General features: G+C 69.0%; 18 protein-coding genes, 1 tRNA gene and 2 pseudogenes. 12 read left to right on the top strand and 9 right to left on the bottom strand.

The window, feature by feature from the left end; translation table 11 throughout:
* The first annotated feature begins 299 nt into the window (after positions 1-299).
* A pseudogene (locus E1292_RS43440) lies at positions 300-1,115 on the top strand (IS5 family transposase).
* Between the two features lie 233 nt (positions 1,116-1,348).
* On the opposite strand, the gene E1292_RS43435 reads toward E1292_RS43440, so the two are convergent.
* Complete coding sequence (locus tag E1292_RS43435; protein WP_132605412.1) at positions 1,349-1,531, bottom strand: hypothetical protein; 183 nt, start codon at positions 1,529-1,531, stop codon at positions 1,349-1,351.
* 151 nt (positions 1,532-1,682) lie between these two features.
* A complete protein-coding gene (locus E1292_RS55285; RefSeq protein WP_281284141.1) occupies positions 1,683-1,811 on the bottom strand; it encodes a hypothetical protein in 129 nt (42 codons plus the stop codon).
* A gap of 694 nt (positions 1,812-2,505) precedes the next feature.
* Here E1292_RS55285 and E1292_RS43430 point away from each other — a divergent pair.
* The 4 genes and pseudogenes from E1292_RS43430 to E1292_RS43415 all read left to right on the top strand — a co-directional run bounded on the left by E1292_RS43430 (position 2,506) and on the right by E1292_RS43415 (position 6,078).
* On the top strand, positions 2,506-2,724 hold the full coding sequence (locus tag E1292_RS43430; RefSeq protein WP_132605410.1) for a hypothetical protein: 219 nt from the start codon (positions 2,506-2,508) through the stop codon (positions 2,722-2,724).
* Positions 2,725-3,622: 898 nt separating this feature from the next.
* Positions 3,623-5,164, top strand: a complete 1,542-nt coding sequence (locus E1292_RS43425) for an MFS transporter (protein ID WP_132605408.1) — start codon at positions 3,623-3,625, stop codon at positions 5,162-5,164.
* Positions 5,165-5,461: 297 nt separating this feature from the next.
* Positions 5,462-5,698 (top strand): annotated as a pseudogene (locus tag E1292_RS55990) (dihydrofolate reductase family protein); the annotation flags it as partial.
* Positions 5,699-5,808: 110 nt separating this feature from the next.
* On the top strand, positions 5,809-6,078 hold the full coding sequence (locus E1292_RS43415) for an EamA family transporter (RefSeq protein ID WP_246090741.1): 270 nt from the start codon (positions 5,809-5,811) through the stop codon (positions 6,076-6,078).
* Positions 6,079-6,515: 437 nt separating this feature from the next.
* On the opposite strand, the gene E1292_RS43410 is transcribed toward E1292_RS43415, so the two are convergent.
* From E1292_RS43410 to E1292_RS43400, 3 genes are all read right to left on the bottom strand, one after another.
* Positions 6,516-6,589 (bottom strand) — tRNA-Lys (locus tag E1292_RS43410).
* Between the two features lie 41 nt (positions 6,590-6,630).
* A complete protein-coding gene (locus E1292_RS43405; RefSeq protein WP_132605406.1) occupies positions 6,631-7,557 on the bottom strand; it encodes a nucleoside hydrolase in 927 nt (308 codons plus the stop codon).
* Positions 7,558-7,797: 240 nt separating this feature from the next.
* Positions 7,798-8,190 (bottom strand): OsmC family protein, encoded by a 393-nt coding sequence (locus tag E1292_RS43400; protein ID WP_132605404.1) that lies wholly within the window; start codon positions 8,188-8,190, stop codon positions 7,798-7,800.
* A gap of 118 nt (positions 8,191-8,308) precedes the next feature.
* Between E1292_RS43400 and E1292_RS43395 the strand changes: the two genes are divergently transcribed.
* Both E1292_RS43395 and E1292_RS43390 read left to right on the top strand, forming a co-directional pair.
* The gene (locus tag E1292_RS43395) at positions 8,309-9,010 is read left to right on the top strand and encodes a ferredoxin reductase domain-containing protein (protein ID WP_132605402.1); all 702 of its coding nucleotides are present in this window, start codon (positions 8,309-8,311) and stop codon (positions 9,008-9,010) included.
* A 47-nt stretch (positions 9,011-9,057) separates the two neighbouring features.
* Positions 9,058-9,834: an FAD:protein FMN transferase gene (locus E1292_RS43390; RefSeq protein WP_132605400.1), complete on the top strand. Its 777-nt coding sequence runs from the start codon at positions 9,058-9,060 to the stop codon at positions 9,832-9,834.
* 13 nt (positions 9,835-9,847) lie between these two features.
* On the opposite strand, the gene E1292_RS43385 is transcribed toward E1292_RS43390, so the two are convergent.
* On the bottom strand, positions 9,848-10,123 hold the full coding sequence (locus E1292_RS43385) for a hypothetical protein (protein WP_132503624.1): 276 nt from the start codon (positions 10,121-10,123) through the stop codon (positions 9,848-9,850).
* Between the two features lie 132 nt (positions 10,124-10,255).
* On the opposite strand from E1292_RS43385, the gene E1292_RS43380 reads away from it, so the two are divergent.
* Complete coding sequence (locus E1292_RS43380; RefSeq protein WP_132605398.1) at positions 10,256-10,636, top strand: phage holin family protein; 381 nt, start codon at positions 10,256-10,258, stop codon at positions 10,634-10,636.
* A 7-nt stretch (positions 10,637-10,643) separates the two neighbouring features.
* Positions 10,644-11,990, top strand: a complete 1,347-nt coding sequence (locus E1292_RS43375; RefSeq protein ID WP_132605396.1) for an aromatic amino acid ammonia-lyase — start codon at positions 10,644-10,646, stop codon at positions 11,988-11,990.
* A 4-nt stretch (positions 11,991-11,994) separates the two neighbouring features.
* Here the strand turns inward: E1292_RS43375 and E1292_RS43370 are convergent, their stop codons facing one another.
* Positions 11,995-12,993 carry a LacI family DNA-binding transcriptional regulator gene (locus tag E1292_RS43370; RefSeq protein WP_132605393.1) on the bottom strand — a complete coding sequence of 333 codons (999 nt, stop codon included), beginning with the start codon at positions 12,991-12,993 and terminating at the stop codon, positions 11,995-11,997.
* Between the two features lie 286 nt (positions 12,994-13,279).
* On the opposite strand from E1292_RS43370, the gene E1292_RS43365 reads away from it, so the two are divergent.
* Entirely contained in the window at positions 13,280-14,140 is an 861-nt protein-coding gene (locus tag E1292_RS43365) for an amidohydrolase family protein (protein WP_132605391.1), read from the top strand.
* A complete protein-coding gene (locus tag E1292_RS43360; RefSeq protein WP_132605389.1) occupies positions 14,137-14,688 on the top strand; it encodes a cysteine dioxygenase in 552 nt (183 codons plus the stop codon). Before E1292_RS43365 ends, E1292_RS43360 begins: the two co-directional genes overlap by 4 nt.
* Here E1292_RS43360 and E1292_RS43355 read toward each other — a convergent pair.
* A complete protein-coding gene (locus E1292_RS43355) occupies positions 14,639-15,340 on the bottom strand; it encodes a (2Fe-2S)-binding protein (RefSeq protein WP_132605387.1) in 702 nt (233 codons plus the stop codon). The genes E1292_RS43360 and E1292_RS43355 overlap by 50 nt on opposite strands.
* A 15-nt stretch (positions 15,341-15,355) precedes the next feature.
* Positions 15,356-16,519 carry a CynX/NimT family MFS transporter gene (locus tag E1292_RS43350; RefSeq protein WP_165975042.1) on the bottom strand — a complete coding sequence of 388 codons (1,164 nt, stop codon included), beginning with the start codon at positions 16,517-16,519 and terminating at the stop codon, positions 15,356-15,358.
* A gap of 69 nt (positions 16,520-16,588) precedes the next feature.
* Between E1292_RS43350 and E1292_RS43345 the strand changes: the two genes are divergently transcribed.
* Complete coding sequence (locus E1292_RS43345) at positions 16,589-17,479, top strand: LacI family DNA-binding transcriptional regulator (protein ID WP_246090740.1); 891 nt, start codon at positions 16,589-16,591, stop codon at positions 17,477-17,479.
* Positions 17,480-17,559: the final 80 nt, after the last annotated feature.

Here is a 17,559-nt window from a genome sequence, read left to right as displayed (position 1 = left end):
GGCCATCGACTGGTTCTCCTTCGATCTCGATCTAGCTACTCGAAGGATCACTCGATGGCCGTCTTCATTTCACGACGCCACGCCTGCGACCAGGCCAAACTCGTACACCACTCCCGTGGACGCAACCATGCGGGGTGCGTCAGTCATACTCATCCTTGCCGTGATGTCGAGCAGGCTCCGGTGAAGCTAGCCTGCCCGCGTGACCTCGGAAGACGGAAAGGCCAAATGGTCATCGCTGTCATGCGCGGCGTGCATTGATGAAAAACCGCCGGTGGGCGGCAGTTCGGGAGAAGTGAGACATGGCCGAGGGGGTGGATCGTCCCGGACGGTGGTGGGAGATCGTCCGCCCGTTGTTACCGCCGGCACGGGTGCGTCCACAGGGCGGTGGCACGCAGAACACGCCTGATGAAGCGGCGCGGCCATCGTCTACGTGCTGGTGAGTGGGTGTGCGTGGCGGGCCCTGCCGCCATGTTCCAGGATATCGACGTCCACCGCGCACCGCCGCTTTCTGATCTGGTCGAGGGCCGGCGTGTGGGCCGAACTGCACCAGGCCATGCTCGACAAACTCGCTGCCGCCGACGTGCTCGACCTCTCCCGCGTCGTGCTCGACTCCGCCCATGTGCGGGCCAAAGGGGGGCGAACTTGCAGGTCCGAGTCCCGTGGATCGGGGCAAGCCGGGCTCCAAGATGCACATCCTGTCCGACCGGTCCGGACTGCCCGTCGTGGTCGGTGTCTCATCTGGCAACACCCACGACAGCTAGGGTCTCAAGCCCATCGTGACCGAGCTCCAAATGAGACGCGACCCTCGCCACGGCGGGCACATCAAGCCCGGCAAGCTGCACGCAGACAAGGCGTATGACCGTGATGACCTGCGTCGATGGTTACGCGGCAAGCGCATCGCGGTTCGTATCGCGCGCAAGGGAGTCGAGTCCGGTAGGCGAGTAGGCCGGCATCGCTGGGTGATCGAGCGGACCATGTCCTGGCTGACCGGCTATCGACGACTCAGCATCCGCTACGAACGCTACTCCGGCAACTACCTGGCCTTTCTCGGCCTAGCTGCTGCACTGTGCTGCTACAAGCGGTTCATCCGGCTCACCACACAGGACACGCCCTAACGCGGCCGATGCCAAGGACGGCAACCTGGTCGTCTGCAACGCCAAGAAGAAGGCGCTGTGGAGTTCCAAGACCGTGAGCCGTGGGCATTTCTCGCGATTCAGGATGACAGCAACCTGTTGATCTACAGCAAAGCAACCGAGGTGCTCTGGTTCTCACGGACCAGCGACCACTGGTGATCTGGACGACCACTGGCGCGGGACCGATCCTGCCCGGCGGTCACGTGTCCGCGAAGCTACGTAGGTAGCCGGTACGGCCACTGCATGGAGACCGCCTCCAGGCCCTCGGTGTCGGCTACCTTCACCGCGGTCCCGGCTACCTGGTCCAGGTCGAAGGCAGGCCTGGGGCCTCTGCTGGACGGTTTCCGCAGACCCCACAGCAGCTCGGCCACTGCTTTCGGATCCTCGTTGACTGGCATCGCCGCGCTCCCTCTTGCCATTCCCGCAGAACTGTCTCTACTATACACAGTGTCTGAGGGATACAGTTTTTTCAGGCCAGGCACCAGCACATTTGTGCCGGATGTCGCGATGCCCCTGGACGAATTCACGGCCGAGCCGAAACGTCCTGAGCTACTGAAGAAGGAAACGATCATGGGTAAGTTTCGCGTCCACAACTTCGCCGTCTCGCTGGGCGGTTTCGGCACCGGCGAGGGCCAGGCCGCCGACGCCCCGTTCGGCCACGCCGGCGAGCGCATCCACGACTGGATGTTCGCCATCCGGTACTGGCACGAGATGGGCGGCGGCCGGTGCGGGAGCGTCGGCGCCGACAACGCGTTCGCCACGATGCACGGCTCCGGCATCGGCGCCGAGATCATGCGCGCCGGCAAGTTCGGTCCTCCCGGCTGGCAGGACGACCCCGGCTACAAGGGCGCGTGGGGGCCCGACCCGCCCTTCCACACGCTGGTCCTCGTGCTCGCCCACCGGCCACGGCCTTCCGTCGAGGGGCCGGCGGCACCACGTTCCACTACTGATCGTCCTCTGGCCGACAGGCATCAAGCTTGGCCACGGCGTCGGCGTCGCGGACCTAACCGCACGTTGCCCTCTCGGCGCCTACGCCACCGACCATTTGGAGGGGGTGGCCGCACGCCAATGCAAACAGGTGCTGTTCGACTTAGGCGGCACCGAGACCTCGTGGGAAGGCAAGCCGCGACGACCCGCGGAGTCGTAGCCCTCGTCGCAGAGGATGCATCACACCGCGCCATCTGCCCTGCTACAGCCCGCCGAGGCAGCAGCCAAGACCGAAGCGGCGTCTGCTTTCGCTGGCAAGAACGCTGTCTCTGCCCACCGCCCGGGTGAGGGCAGGTAACCAGCCGCCAAGTCCGGTCACGGCCCACCGATGAGGGTAGTCAAGTGGACCTCCGTACTTCCGAGGCCGGATGCGGGCGACGCTCCCATGGACACCAGCGGGCTCACCCGCGTCGACGGCCGCGACGGTGTCGACAAAGTGCCCGCCGCCGACGTGTCGCCAGGGCTCAGCGCCCGGCGAGCCCTGGGCCAGCTGTTCATGGTTCATCCAGAAGCCACCGGCTTTGGCCCCCGCCAGATGCTCGGCCACGCCCAGCGCACCGAGACTGGAAGGAAGCACCGGATCTTCGGTACGACGCCAGGCTGAGGACGCAGCAGCCGATTGATGCACACCGCGCAGTGCTGACATGCACACTCAGCCTTTCCCTGACCGGGGCCGCCTCGGTGAGGACTGAACGGTACAGCCGGCCCGTTCAAGGGATCACCGCACAAAATCGAAACGGACGGCGCATTACTCACTCTCGAAAGAAGGTCAAGAACCATGGCTTAAATCGTTGATTCGACGTTCGTCAGCATCGACGGGATCGTCAACCATATGGATACCTGGCATTTCCCGTACGCCGAAGGAGTCGGCTGAGATCGCCCTGCAACAGCTTTTCGAGGCCGAGGCGCTGCTTCGGTCCCGTCGCCCGCGCACTCATGAGACATGGACTGCTCGATGAGCTGCACCTTTGGGTGCACCCACATTTCGCCGGCGTAGGAACGGTCGACGATATGGTGTTCGGTCAGGGCAATGAAAACAAGCTCGACCTGTTGGGCACCCGAACGCTCGCTTCAGGCATTGGAGCCCTGTCCTATCACGTGGCTGCCCCGGCGCACGCCTAGAACCTCTATCAGATGTTTCTGAATGCCTGATCTGAGCTGTTCTGCAGCGATTGAAGATCGGCAATGAGCGAGGGTCTCTGGTACCCCAAGTATGTCGTCTCCTCGACCCGCCCGATACCGCACCTGCCCGCCAGTGGCCTACGCCCGCGGGCGTCCGCTTCACGTCATCCCTCGAATTTTAGGAGATAGGCCTTGTCAGCAAGCAATAGCGCGCCCGATGACGACATCGGCGTGCACGACGTTGGCACTAGCCGCATGAGGTTTGTCAGCCGGAGTGGTGACCTCTGGCTCAACCCGTTGAGCAACAGGAGGACGTACGCCTCACGCGCTGTCATCGCGTCCCTGCCGCCGACTCCTTCACACCTCGAGAGCAGCGCGACATGAGCACATCGAATTCCACGCCGACCACTCTCCCGGGAGACGCCCGAGCCGGACGCCGGGAATGGACGGGCCTGGCTGTGCTCGCCTTGCCCACCCTGCTGATCTCTCTCGATACCTTCGTCATGCTGCTGGCGTTGCCGCACCTGAGCACGAGCCTGGGCGCCACCAGCACACAGCAGCTGTGGATCATGGACATCTACGGATTCATGGTCGCGGGCCTGCTGATCACCATGGGCGGGTTGGGCGACCGGATCGGCCGCCGAAAGCTGCTCCTCACGGGCGCCGCCGCCTTCGGCCTGGCCTCGCTGGTCGCTGCCTACTCGCCCAACCCCGAGATGCTCATCGCGGCGAGAGCATTGCTCGGGATCGCGGGTGCCACATTGACACCGTCCACCCTCGCGCTGATCATGAATATGTTCCGTGATCCCAAACAACGAGCCGCCGCAGTCGGGGTATGGGCCGGCTGCTTCACCGCCGGAGCCATCCTCGGCCCCCTCCTTGGCGGGATCATGCTGGAACACTTCTGGTGGGGATCAGTGCTGCTGCTTGGTGTGCCGCCCATGATCCTGCTCCTGGTCATCGGCCCGAGGCTGCTGCCAGAGTTTCGTGATCCTACTGCCGGCAGGATGGATTTGCCGAGCGTGGTCCTGTCGCTCGTGGCGACGCTGTCGATCATCCACGGGCTCAAGGAGACGGCAGCACACGGATGGAAGATGTCGGCACTTCTTGCTCTGGGATTCGGCCTGGTCATGGCCGTAACGTTCGCCCGTCGCCAGAGCAGGCTCGCCAGCCCACTCCTGGACCTGCGTCTGTTCGCCGAGCGGGCTTTCAGCGCCACACTGTGCGGCATGCTCCTCTACACCATGCTGTCCGGCGGGACCATGGTGTTCGTGGCACAGTACCTGCAGCTCAGTTATGGCCTGTCCCCGCTGCAGACGGGCATGGCGATGCTGCCAGGCATGGCGGCAGCCATCGTCAGCTTTCAGGTCGCGCCGCTCCTGGCACGTCGCATCCCCACCTCCCGCCTTTTCAGTGGCGGGTTGCTCGTCTCGGCCATCGGACTGCTCATCCTGACCCAGACCGGCACGGCCTCAGGCCCCACGCTTCTGATCGTCGGATTCTGCCTCACCTCATTCGGCGGCGGGCCGCTGGTCGGTCTGGGCACCAACGTGGTGGTCGGAGCCGCGCCGCCTGAGCGTGCCGGCTCGGCCGCCGGACTCGCACAGACCGGCAACGAGTGCGGCTACGCGCTCGGCATCGCCGTCTTGGGCAGCATCGGGACACTCGTCTACCGATTGGGGATGGCTGATGACCTGCCGAGCGGGATCTCTCCTGCCGCCGCAGAAGGCGCACGTGACACCATCGCGGCCGCCACCGCGGCGGCTGGAAGTCTGCCGGACACCGCGGCCGCAGCGCTGCTGACCGTAGCACGCGCCGCCTTCACCGACGCCTTCCACACGGTCGCTCTCATCAGCGCCACGACCCTGATCTGCGCCGCTGCCGTGCTGCTGATCGCGCTGCGAAACCTCCCCCGTAAGTGACGCGCTCTCGAGGGCAGGAGCGACGAGACGGGAAGGGGGACGATGATCATTTATAGACTCGTCATCCTCCAAGCAGCAGCCCGGCCAGATCGTCGGTAACCTCGCGCTCCTGCTCGGCCAACAGCGCCGCCAGCAACAGGCGACATGGGACAAGCCATCGAGCCGTACGCCTCAGTGCACCAGGTGAGCAAACGAACCGTGTGGAAAGCCGGCCAGGTGGTTGACACCCCCGCGCTGGTGCACAAGAGACAAGCAACCTCCCGGCCGGACCGTCTCATATGAACCGCCCCGAGTTCGATGGAGATTTTGGTGTGCACCATGAACGGCAAGCGCGAGGTCGTCTTCACCGACAGCCTGACCGGCAGGAGCGGCTGGCGGAACACCAGCTTCCGCGCCGGGGACCTCGCAGCGGGGATCGAGGCTCTCAAACAGGAGGGAGAGCTACTGGTGTGCGGCAGTGTGACGCTAGTCCGCTCCATGATGCGACGCGGCGTGCTCGACCGCCTGATCCTCCAGGTCCATCCTGTGGTGCTCGGCGTAGACGGCGGACGACTCGTATTCGACGAGCACGTACTGAACCACTTCGAGCTCAACGCCACCCGACCCCTGGACGGCCCGTCGCCTTCTCATCGCGCGGTGGCGTCTTGTATTCCGTCCGTGGCGGTGCCGAGCCGGTGCACCGTAAGCCGCTGCGGGCGGCGATCTGGCCAGGCATTCTTGGCGTCTCCGGCACGACCTGCTACTTTCTGGCCACCCAGGCGGGCACGCTCAGCATGTCCGCCGTCATCGCCTCGCTCTATCCCGCCGTCACCGTGGCGCTGGCCACCATCGTGCTGCGGGAGCGGACAACTATGTGGCATGGCTGCGGGCTGGCCCTGTGCGCCATCTCGGTGGTCGCGTTCGTATCCGGCTGACGGCCGGATGAGTATGCCATGCCCTAATAGTGATCATTTGCAAGCCTTCGTGGCTTAGGCCAGCGCAAAGCATGCCATCAAGAGGGTCGAGTTGGTGGTCGATGCGGGGGACGCCATCGGACTTGGGTGTGGCGGTGTTGGCGACAGTCATGGTGACAACGTCCAGATCAAGATGCGTCAGCCCGGCCTTGGCGGCGCGCTCCACCGCGGTCTTCGGGTCTGGCGCCTGCGCGGCCAGTACGTCGACGCCCTCGCGCAACGCAGCGTCAGCGTCGAAGCCCGACGGACACCATGGCCCCGAACCGGCAACCGGAACACCCCGCAATGTGCCCGAACCCTACCGACGAGCAACCACCGGCGCGCCTCGACCTCGCCCGAGGTCCTCCGAGAACCAAGAAACCCCAGCTCAGCACACTGAACTGGGGTTTCTGTCAGGGTGCGCCGCCAGGGACTCGAACCCCGGACCCGCTGATTAAGAGTCAGCTGCTCTGACCAACTGAGCTAGCGGCGCAACAGGTGTAACTGTATCAGCCGCCGAACAGTGCCCGCACATCATCCGAACCGGGCCGCCAGCCCTTCGTACGCCCCCAGCACCAGGTCCCAGAACCGCTTCACGTCCAGCGACGTTCCCACCTGCGCGTTCGCCCGCCGGTCGCCGACCCTGAAGTCCGTCACCGTCATCCCCCGGGTGTAGAGCCCGGCCGTCTCCACGTTCACCACGGCGGGGACGCAGGTGAACAACGACGGGTCCAGCACGTACGCCACCGCGCACGCGTCGTGGATGGCCGGGCCGCCGTCGGCCGTGACCACGCCGTAGAACCGGGCCGCCGGCACCAGCAGGTCGCGGCCCAGCCGCCCGAGCGGGCGCATGCGGTCGAGCACGCCGGACGTGACCACGGCGGACAGCGTCACGTCCAGCCCCATCATCGTCACCGTCCACCCGGCGTCGAAGACGATCGCGGCCGCCTCGGGGTCGGCCAGCATGTTGAACTCGGCCGCCGGGTTGTGGTTGCCCCGCGTGAAGGAGCCGCCCATGATGACCAGGTCGCGGGCCCACTCGACGACGCGCGGCTCACGGCGTACGGCGAGGGCGAGGTTCGTCAGCGGCCCGACGGCCACCAGGGTGATCTCGCCGGGATCGGCCCGCAGCGTCTCCACGATGAAGTCGACCGCGTGCCCCCGCGACGGTCCCCGCTCGGCCACGGGCAGCCTCGCGTCGCCGAGCCCGGTGGCGCCGTGCACGTGGGCGGCGCGTACGGTGCGCCGCAGCAGGGCGCCGGCGCTGCCCGGCGTCACCGGCACGTCGCCGAGCCGCAGGAACTCCCTGAGCGCCAGGGCGTTGGCGGTGGTGAGCTCGAGGTCGACATTGCCCCCCACCGTGGTGATGCCGGCCAGGCGCACCGACGGGGAGCCCGCGATCAGTGCCAGCGCGAGCGCGTCGTCGATGCCGGGATCGCAGTCGATGAGAATCTTTTTCACGAAAGGTGAGGATACGCATGGATCGGGCCGGGCAGTTCCCCCAAAGCTGCCCGGCCCGATCGGTGGCGGTCCAGGCCGACGTCTTCCCCCAAAAACGCCGGCGGTCCCGCACTGGCGAACCGCGGTCCCCCTCCGCGTCCGCTTCGGTGAAGGTCTACTGGCCTCTCGACCTGCTACAACGCTACCGAGACGAATGCAACGGTCGCGTCATAACGGGGTCGAATATCTGTTTAATCCCACCTACGGAAGTTCCAACCGAACCTCCGTACCCTCCTGAAGTGACCTGCTCACCGTGCAGTACTTCTCGTGCACCCGCTTCGCCACCGCCTCGAAAACGGCGCGGGCGTCCTCCGACGGCAGCTCCACGTCATAGGTGACCGTCACGGGGCCCAGCTTGCTCTGCTCGACCTTCTCCGCCTGCACGGTCATCTCCAGGCGTACGAGCCGCTTGTTCCGCTGGGCCGTGAGCGGCTCGACGGTCACGATGTTGCATCCGCCCACCGCCGCCAGCAGCAGCTCGACCGGCGTGAACACGCCGTCCTCGTCGCCACCGCCGATCCGCACCTCGGCGCCGCGGGCGTTCGTGGCCCGGAATCCGCCGTCATCAGTCCGCTCCACACGCACATTTGCCATGTTCCCGACCTTAGCCACCCCGCGCAGCGGCGGGTCCAGGGGCGTGGCGGTGGCCCATTCAGCTGATTCCTCAGCTGTGCTCAGAAAGCTTTCATGTTCGTTCAGCACCGTGATGGACATGGCTAGCGAGGCGAATGCGAACCAAGGTCCCGTCCTCTTCTGGTGCGGTGTCGCGGTAGCCGAGTTCGGGGCGATCCAACCGGGTCTCGGCCAGCCGTGGAGCCCCACCTCCTACCTCACCGCGGCGCTGCTCGCCGGGATCGGCCTGCTCAGCGTCAAGGCCGCCGGCCACCTGCGCACCGAGCAGGCCAGGCAACGGCTGCGGCTCGGCGGCTACCTGACCGGAGCGTTGCTGGTGGCGTACCAGGTCGGCACGGCGCCTCAGGCGACGGAGCCCGGCCGCGTGGCCTGCCTGCTCCTGTACGCGCTGGCGACCGTCATGGCGGTCCTGAGCCACCGCGTCCAGCAGGAGAGCAGGCCGGTCCTGCTGATCGCCACCGGCGTCGATCCGCGCACCCTGCGCGCCCGCCTGGCGAGGGCCGCCGACACCGTGGCCGTCTACCGGACCGAGCGCGCCACCGACGAGCTGCGCGACCTGGAAGCCGATTACGGTCTCGTCCTCGTCGTCGGCCGGGAGCACGACCCGAGGGTCAAGGAGCGCCTGAGCGCCTCCGGGCTGAGCCGCGAGATCCCCGACATCGCCGAGCGCGAGGTGGTGGTGGCCGGCCCGCGCCCGTTCAAGCGGTACGTCAGCGGCGCGTTGTCACGCCTCGCCGTCCCCAGATCACAGATCCGTTTCGAAAATGGACATAAGGTTTAGGCCGACGTTACGCGTGATCTGAGACGGTAGGGACGGAAGGAGGCAAGGTGACGACTTTCCCCGGAACCGCCCGTGTCGAGATGGTCATGGGTATGCCCGTCAGCGTGGACATCCGCACGGCGCTCCCGGCACGCGAGCTGACCCCTCTGCTGGACGACGCTTTCGCCTGGCTCAGGTGGGTGGATGACACCTTCAGCCCGGTCAAGGAAGACAGCCAGATCGGCCGGCTCAACCGCGGTCAGACCATCAAGCAGATCCCCGAGCTCATCGAGGTCCTGCACCGCTGCGACGAGCTCAGCCGGCTCACGGACGGCTGGTTCGAGGCCCGTATCAACGGCGTGACCGACCCGTCCGGCTACATCAAGGGCTGGGCACTCGAACGCCTGTCACGCGCGCTGGTCAACGCGGGCGCCGGCGACCACCGCATCAACGCGGGCGGAGACATCAGGCTGCGCGGCTCGGCCGCCCCCGGCAAGCGCTGGCGGGTCGGCATCCGGGACCCGCACACGGACCTGGTCCGCAAGGTCGTCCTCGCCCACGACCTGGGCATCGCCACCTCGGGCGGCGCGCCCATCGTCAACCCCCGCACCGGCGAGGTGCAGCGCGGGCTCGGCTCGGTCACGGTGATCGGGCCCGACCTCGGGATGGCGGACGCCTACGCCACCGCCATCTACGCCATGGGGCCCGTCCTGGCCAGGCGCTTCGCCGCCCGGCTCGGGGAGTCGGGACCCTACCAGACGATGATCATTCTGCGGGACGGGCAGGACGTCAGCACGCCCGGCTTCGCCCAGTACAGCGGCAGCCAGGAACAGCTGGCGGGCTGAATCGGGGCGAGGGCTAGGCGTCGGGGTGTTTGCGCAGATATTCGAGGTAGATCGGCCGCAACGCCTCCCCCAGCTCGCCCTCGCCCGACGCGATGGCGTCGCTGAGCAGCGCCGAGACCCGGCTGAGGTCGTTGGCGCTCTCGTCATGGTGACCGGTGGCGGCCTCGGCGGCGGGGATCACCTTCAGCAGGTCCCACAGAAACCCCAGGTCCCCATGGCGTACGGCATAACGCACCGCCCGATCGTGCAACTCGTTGGCCGGCAACGACTCGAGCCCGTTCGCGTTCATCTCGTACCTCCCCTGCACGCACCTTCCCGAGCAGGACGGGCCATAACCGGCGACTACCGACGGTGACCGCCGCGCATCGTTGTGCTCGCGCCTCTATCGCGGCGCCGTTCCCAAGTGGGAGGATCAAGCAGCGTGAGATTCATCATCAGAACCCTTGCGGCAGCGGTGGCCCTGTGGGTCGCCATCCAGCTCGTCCCGGGCATCGGCGTCGATCTCGAGACGAACACGGCGCAGTACTGGGGCGTCCTGGTGATCGTGGCGCTGATCTTCGGCATCATCAACGCGATCGTCAAGCCCATCGTCAAGACGCTGGGGTGCGCGCTCATCGTGCTGACGCTGGGCCTCTTCCTGCTCGTGATCAACGCCGCCATGCTGCTGTTGACGGGCTTCATCGCCGAGCAGGCCGACATCCCCTTCCACGTCGACAACTTCTATCCGGCCGCGTTCTGGGGCGCGATCATCATCAGCGTGGTGAGCTGGCTGCTCGGCCTGTTCATCCCCGACAACGACTGAGTCCCCCATGGAGCTCGACGGCGCCGGCCTGACGTGCGCGCAGGTGCACGAGGCGGCGTACGACGGGGCCCGGGTCACGATCTCCTCCCTCGATCGGGCCCGGGTCGCGTGGGCCACCGCCCAGGGGTTGCGGGGCCCCGTCTACGGGCGGAGCACCGGAGTCGGCGCCAACAAGGCCGTCACCGTGGAAGCCCCCGGTCTCGACCTGCTGCGCAGCCACGCGTGCGGCGCCGGCCAACCGATCTCGCCCGCCCGGGCCAGGGCGATGCTCGTCGTCCGGCTCAACCAGTTCGTCGCGGGCGGATCCGGCGTCGACCCGGCCGTGCTCCCGGTGCTGGCGCACGCCGTCAACGCCGGTTTCACCCCGCCGATCAGGACGTACGGCGCCATCGGCACCGGCGACCTGACGGCCCTGTCCATCACCGCCCTGTGCCTGCTGGGCGAGCTCCCCTGGCGCCACAACGGCGCCTCGCCGGCCGCCTCGCCGGCCGAGGAGCCCCGCTTCCCGCTGGCGTCGAGCGACGCGCTGCCGTTCATCAGCTCGGGAGCCGCCACGCTCGCCGACGCCGCCATCGCCTGCCACCGCCTGCGCCTGCTCCTCGAAGCGGCGGTCGACGTCGCCGCGATGTCGTTCACCGCCGTCGACGCTTCCGCGGAGCCGCTGGCCGCCGCCGTCCAGGAGGCCCGCCCCCATCCCGGACAGGCCGTCGTCGCCGCCCGCCTGCGCGCCCTGCTCAGCCAGGGGCTGGCCACCCGCATCCAGGACCCGTACGGATTCCGGGCCTTCGCCCAGGTGCACGGCGCGGCCGTGGACGCGCTCGACCGGACCACCGCCACGATCGAGATCGACCTCAACGCGGCGACCGAGAACCCGCTCATCTCCGGCACTCTGGCCTGGCACAACGGCAACTCCCACGCGGCCCCGGTGGCGCTGGCCCTCGACGCGCTGCGGGCGGCGATCGTGCAGACCGCCCAGCTCAGCACCGCCCGCCTGGCCGCGCTCATGGACCCCGCCTACACCGGCCGCCTGCCGTTCCTCGCCCGGCAACGCGGCTCCTCCGGGGCCCTGATCCTGGAATATGTGGCCCAGGACGCCATGGCCGTGCTGCGCCACCTCGCGGTGCCGGTGACGACGGGCACGGCGGTGATCTCGCTCGGCACGGAGGAGCACGCGAGCTTCGCCACCCAGGCCGCCCGCCTCACCCTGCGCTGCCTGGAGCCCCTGGCGCTCGTGCTGGCCGCCGAGCGCACCGCGGCCCTCAGGGCCCGCCAGGCTCCGCCCCCGGACCGGCCGCTCACCGACGACCTGGAGGAGTCGCGCCGTGCCCTTTCGGCACCGGGACACCTGGGGTGAAGAGTCACTGGAGGCCGGACGCCCGGGCGACCGAGCCGCGCTCCCTGAGCGCGGGCGCCTGCACGACGTGCCGCCGCCGGGTGCCGCCGTCGGCCGCCGCCGACATGAGCCGGACCGCGGCCCGCACGATGCCGTCGATGCCCCAGTCGACCGTCGTCAGGCCGGGCGTGAGCAGGCCCGACATGGGATGGTTGTCGTAGCCCATGACCGACACGTCGCCCGGGATCGACAACCCGAGCTCCTGGGCGGCCGCGTAGACGCCGTAGGCGATCGAGTCGGCGAAGCAGAAGACGGCGCTCGGCTCTTTCGCCGCCAGGATGTCGTGGGCCGCCGCCGTCGCGTCGGCCAGGCCGTGGGGCGAGGTGGCGACCTGGATGTCCAGGCCCAGCCGCTCGGCCTCGGCCATCACGTGCACGTCGGCGGGGCGGTCGGGCGTGCTGGCCCGGGTGGGCGTGAGCACGGCGATGCGGTGGTGGCCGAGGGCTCGCAGGTGCTCGAGAGCCAGGGTCACGCCGCGCCGGTTGTCGAAGACGACCTCGCCGGCCGTGCCCGCGATCGAGTCGCCGACCGCGATCACCGGCAGCGACTCGCACAGCTCCGGCCAGAACGCCGCCGCCGGGTCGATCGGCTGCACGATCATGCCGTCGACCCGCTGGTCGCGGAGCTGCTGAGCCAGCGCCCGCTCCCTGGCGGGATCGCCGAACGCGTCGAGGATCAGCGCGTAACGATCCTTCTCGCGCAGCCCTCTGCTGATGCCGACCGCCAGGGACTGCTGCCACAGGTCCTCCAGCGAGCCGCACAGCAGGCCGATCATGCCGGTGCGGCCGCTGGCCAGGGCCCTGGCGATGGGATCGGCCTCGTAGCCGAGCTCGGCCGCCGCGGCCCGCACGCGCTCCTTCGTCTCCTCGGACACCTGCAGGCCGCGCAGCGCGTAAGAGACGGCCGCGGGGGACAGGCCCGTCGCCTGAGCCACCTCGCGGATCGTCGCTCTCTTTCGAGGCATTAGGCCAGCCTATTGGGTGCCACCGACAGAAGCTGAATTCCCGACGCAGGCATGTCGGCTCCGTCTTCCGACGGTGAGGACATGCTTTTCAGCATCCATCCTGGCGCACCGCGTGTCGAGCGGCACGACCCGATTCCCCGTGACCGCCCTTGGGCGCTCGGGCTGTTGACAAACGTCAGGTGAAGCGGTTCACTGAACCGTATCACTGAACCGTTTCACGTTACGGATTTCGCTGCACAGACGCTTTGCATGTATTGTGAGTAGGAAATAGGGGAAGGAGTGACCCGTGAGCATCGACGTGCACCAGCACCTGTGGACCGGCGCGTTCGTCGACGCCCTGCGCGCTCGCACCTCCCCGCCCCGCCTCGACGGCTGGACGCTGCTCCTCGACGGCGAGCCCCCCTACGACGTCGACCCCGCCGACCACGAGCACCGCGACACCACCGGCCTGGAGCTGGCGCTGGTGTCGCTGTCGAGCCCGCTCGGCATCGAGTTCCTGCCGCCCGAGGAGTCCTGGCCGCTGATCGACGCCTACCACGACGGCGCCCTGGCGCTGGGCGAGCCCTTCGGCGCGTGGGCGTCCACCTGCCACAGCGACGTCGACCCCGACCGCCTGGCCAAAGACCTCGCCAGGGGTTTCGCCGGGCTGCAGATGCCCGCGACGGCCGTGCCCGACGACCGGCTGCTGGAGGTGCTGACCGGCCTGGACCTGCCGCTGTTCGTGCACCCCGGGCCGGCCGCCCCTTCCGGGGGCACACCGCCGTGGTGGCCCGCGCTGGTGCCGTACGTGCAGCAGATGCACGCCGCCTGGCACCACTTCCACGCCGTCGTCAGGCCCCGGCACCCGAGGCTGCGCGTCTGCTTCGCCCTCCTGGCCGGGCTGGCGCCGCTGCACTCCGAACGCCTCATCGCCAGGGGCGGCGGCGGGCGCGGCCTGGTCGACCCCGGCTTCTTCGTGGAGACCTCCTCGTACGGCCCGCGCGCGATCGACGCGATCGTCCGCGAGCTCGGCATCGACGTCGTCGTCAACGGTTCCGACGCGCCCTATGCCACCGCACCCGACCCCGGACTCGGCGCCGCGGCCGCGCACGCCATCCGGGTCGTCAACCCCCGCCGCCTACTCAGCAGAAAGGAGACTCGTACGTGAGCACCGACCAGATCCAGGACGGGGGCACCTGTGCCCGGCTCCCGGAGCGCACTCTCGACCGGCGTGAGCTCCGCGACCTGGTGAACGACCTGGCCGCCCGCCCGGAGGAGTGGCGCGACCAGGTCGACTTCCCCGCCGACGGCGGCAGGCACTACGCCTCGCTCTACCGCGACGCGTACGTGGACGTCTGGCTGCTGTGCTGGCGCCCCGAGGACGACACGGGCTGGCACGACCACGACATCTCCTCGGGGGCGGTCCACGTGGTGCGGGGCGCGCTGCTGGAGTGCAACCCGCGCATCGGCGGCGAGCACCTGGAGACCGTGGTGACGGAGGGCCAGTCGTTCTCGTTCGGGCCCGACCACATCCACCGGCTCACCGGCGCGGTCGACCACAGCGTCTCCATCCACGCCTACTCGCCGCCGCTGTGGCGGCTCGGCCAGTACTCGATCGAGTCGAGCGGCGTCATGCGCCGCGTCTCGGTGAGCTACGCCGACGAGCTCAGGCCGTTGGACGAGCCGGTCGGGCCCGCGGTCGGTTCTGTGGCCTGAGCACACAGCAGCTTCCGCACGGCTCCACGTCGGGCAGGGTGATCCACAGACAGCAGGTCCTGCGGAAATAGCCGTCGTCGGCGGGCTCGATCAGCCCGTCGACCGGCGGGCCGACCTCCTTCAGCAACCGCATGTAGTCGCCCTCGACGATCGAGGTCAGCGGATGGGCGACGGCCTCGGCGGTGGACCCCCACAGCGTGCGCTCGCCCACCTTGGCCAGGGAGCCGAGGGCCTTGACCAGCGGCGCCTGAGACTCGGCCAGCGCCTCGCCGATCGCGCCCGCGCCCGAGCCCCAGCTCACTCGCGTGGCCGCGAGGGTCACCCCCGCGGCGGACACCTTGAAGTAGGTGTCACGCAGCCGCATGAGCGGCACCTTCCCGTCCAGCGCCCACCCGAGCACCATCGGCAGGGTGTGCCAGTAGCCGTAGGTCTTCCAGAACAGCGCCGCGCCGACGTGCCGCGGCGCGTTCCAGCGCGCGGCCGTCTCGTCGGCCAGCTCGGTGAGCAGGGTGTACGGCTCCCGCACCAGCTCGGCGGCGGGCGTCCAGCTCTCGTCGGGCTCGATGACGAGGCGGGGCTCCACGCCGAGGATCCCGCCACGCGCGTCGGCGACCCGCTGGAGCACCTCGGTCAGCACCGCGAACCCCCGCATATTCGTAGGTAAGCCTTACCTGCCCAACGTAGCAGGGCGTCCGGCGTGCCACCCCGCCACGATCTGCACCACGAGCACGCCCAGCCCGGCCATCAGCGGCACCGACCACCCACCCGAAACCTCCCTGAGCAGCCCGAACAGCATCGGTCCGAGCGCCGCGACGCCGTATCCGACCGACTGGGCCACCGCCGAGAGCGCGGTCACCGTGGCCGGGTTCGCCGGCCGCAACGCGATGATCAGCAGCGCCAGCACGAACGAGGCGCCCTGGCCGACGCCGAGCACGATCATCCACACCCACGGCAGGGTCGTCGGGGCCAGCAGCATCCCCAGGTACCCGAGCACGGTCAGCACCCCCGCGCCCACCACGTACGGCGCCTGCGAGGCCCGCCGCCCGGCCAGCACGGGGACGGCGAGCGAGGTGCCCACCTGGACCAGGTTCGTCAGGCTGAGCAGGTAGCCGGCCTGGTCGGCGGGCACACCGGCCTCCAGGAAGATCGTCGGCAGCCAGGCCAGCATGACGTAGAAGGTCAGCGACTGCAGCCCCATCAGGGCGGTGACGTACCACGTCACGGGGCTGCGCAGCACCATGCCGATCGGCCGGGGGCCGTCCTGTCCCCCGGCGCGTCCGCGCCGCGCCTGCGGGAGCCAGAGCACGGCCGCGAGCAGCGCGGGCACCGCCAGCAACGCCGAGATGCCGCGCCAGCCGTACCCTGTGGCGTGTTCGAGCGGGATAACCAGCGCCGAGGCGGTGGCCGCGCCGGCCACGACGGAGGAGACGTAGACGCCGGTCATGAGGTTGATCCGGGAGGGGAAGTGCTGCTTGACGACGCCGGGCATGGCGACGTTCATGACGGCGATCGCGGTGGCCGCCAGGGCCGAGCCGAGGTAGAGCACGGGCGCGCCGTCGAGACCGCGCAGCGAGACGCCCGCCGCGATGACGAGCAGGCCGGCGAGGAGCGTGCGGTCGAGCCCGATGCGCCGGGCCAGCAGCGGCACCACCGGCCCGAAAACGCCCAGGCAGACCACCATGACCGTGGTGATCGCGCCGCCACCCGCCGGCGAGAGCCCGACGTCGTCCATGATCTCGTCGAGGAGCGGCGAGATCCCCGCGATCGCCGGACGGAGGTTGAGCGCGGCCAGCACGAATCCCGCGACGAGCGCCACAGATCGCAACGACATAGGCGACTACTCTGGCATAACCGGTTGACAACGTTGTCGGACCCCTCGTCGGTGAGACATGATCCTGGCGTGAGACCGACGATGAAGGACGTCGCCTCGGCGGCGGGCGTGGCGCTCAAGACCGTCTCGCGTGTCGTGAACGGCGAACCCGGCGTGCACCCCGCCACGGCCGAGCGGGTGCGGACGGCCATCGACCGGCTGGGCTACAGCCGCAACGAGAGCGCGAGGGTGCTGCGCAGAGGCAGGACCGCGACGATCGGGCTGGTCATCGAGGACGTCGCGGACCCGTTCTACTCCGGCCTGAGCAGGGCCGTGGAAGAGGTCGTCATCGACCACGGCTGCCTGCTGCTGAGCGGGTCGTCGGGCGAGCAGCCCGGCAGGGAGCGCGAGCTGGTCGAGACGTTCTGCGCGCGCCGGGTCGACGGGCTGATCGTGGTGCCCGCCGGCGAGGACCACACGTACCTGCGCAGCGAGCTGGAGGCCGGGACGCCCGTGGTGTTCGCCGACCGGCCGCCGGGCGCGGGGCTCGACGTCGACACCGTGCTCGCCGACAACGTGAGCGGGGCCGGGCAGGCGGTCCGCCACCTCCTGGGCCACGGCCACGGCCGGATCGCCTTCCTCGGCGACGACCCGGCCATCTTCACGGCGGCCCAGCGCCTCCAGGGCTACCGCGCGGCCCTCGGCGGCCTGTACGACGAGCGGCTGGTGGCGATGCGGCCGCCGTCGCTGGAGGCGGTACGCGCCGACCTGGCCCGCATGCTGACCCTCGACGATCCGCCGACGGCGGTGTTCGCCGGCAACGGCCGCTACACCGTGACCGTGCTGCGCGCCCTCGCGGGTCGGCGGCTGGCGCTGGTCGGGTTCGACGACTTCGAGCTGGCCGACCTGCTGCAGCCCGGGGTGACGGTGGTGGCTCAGGACCCCTCGTGGATGGGGCGGGTGGCGGCAAGACGCGGCTGATCAACGAGTTCACCGGCCGGGCCGGCGACGCCATGGTGCTCGTCGGCGGGTGCCTGGAGCTGGGCACGGAGGGCCTGCCG

It is taken from the genome of Nonomuraea deserti (assembly GCF_004348685.1).
Lineage (GTDB): Bacteria > Actinomycetota > Actinomycetes > Streptosporangiales > Streptosporangiaceae > Nonomuraea > Nonomuraea deserti.
Note: the sequence above shows the minus strand (reverse complement) of the source record. Positions and strands in the feature narration are given on the sequence as shown.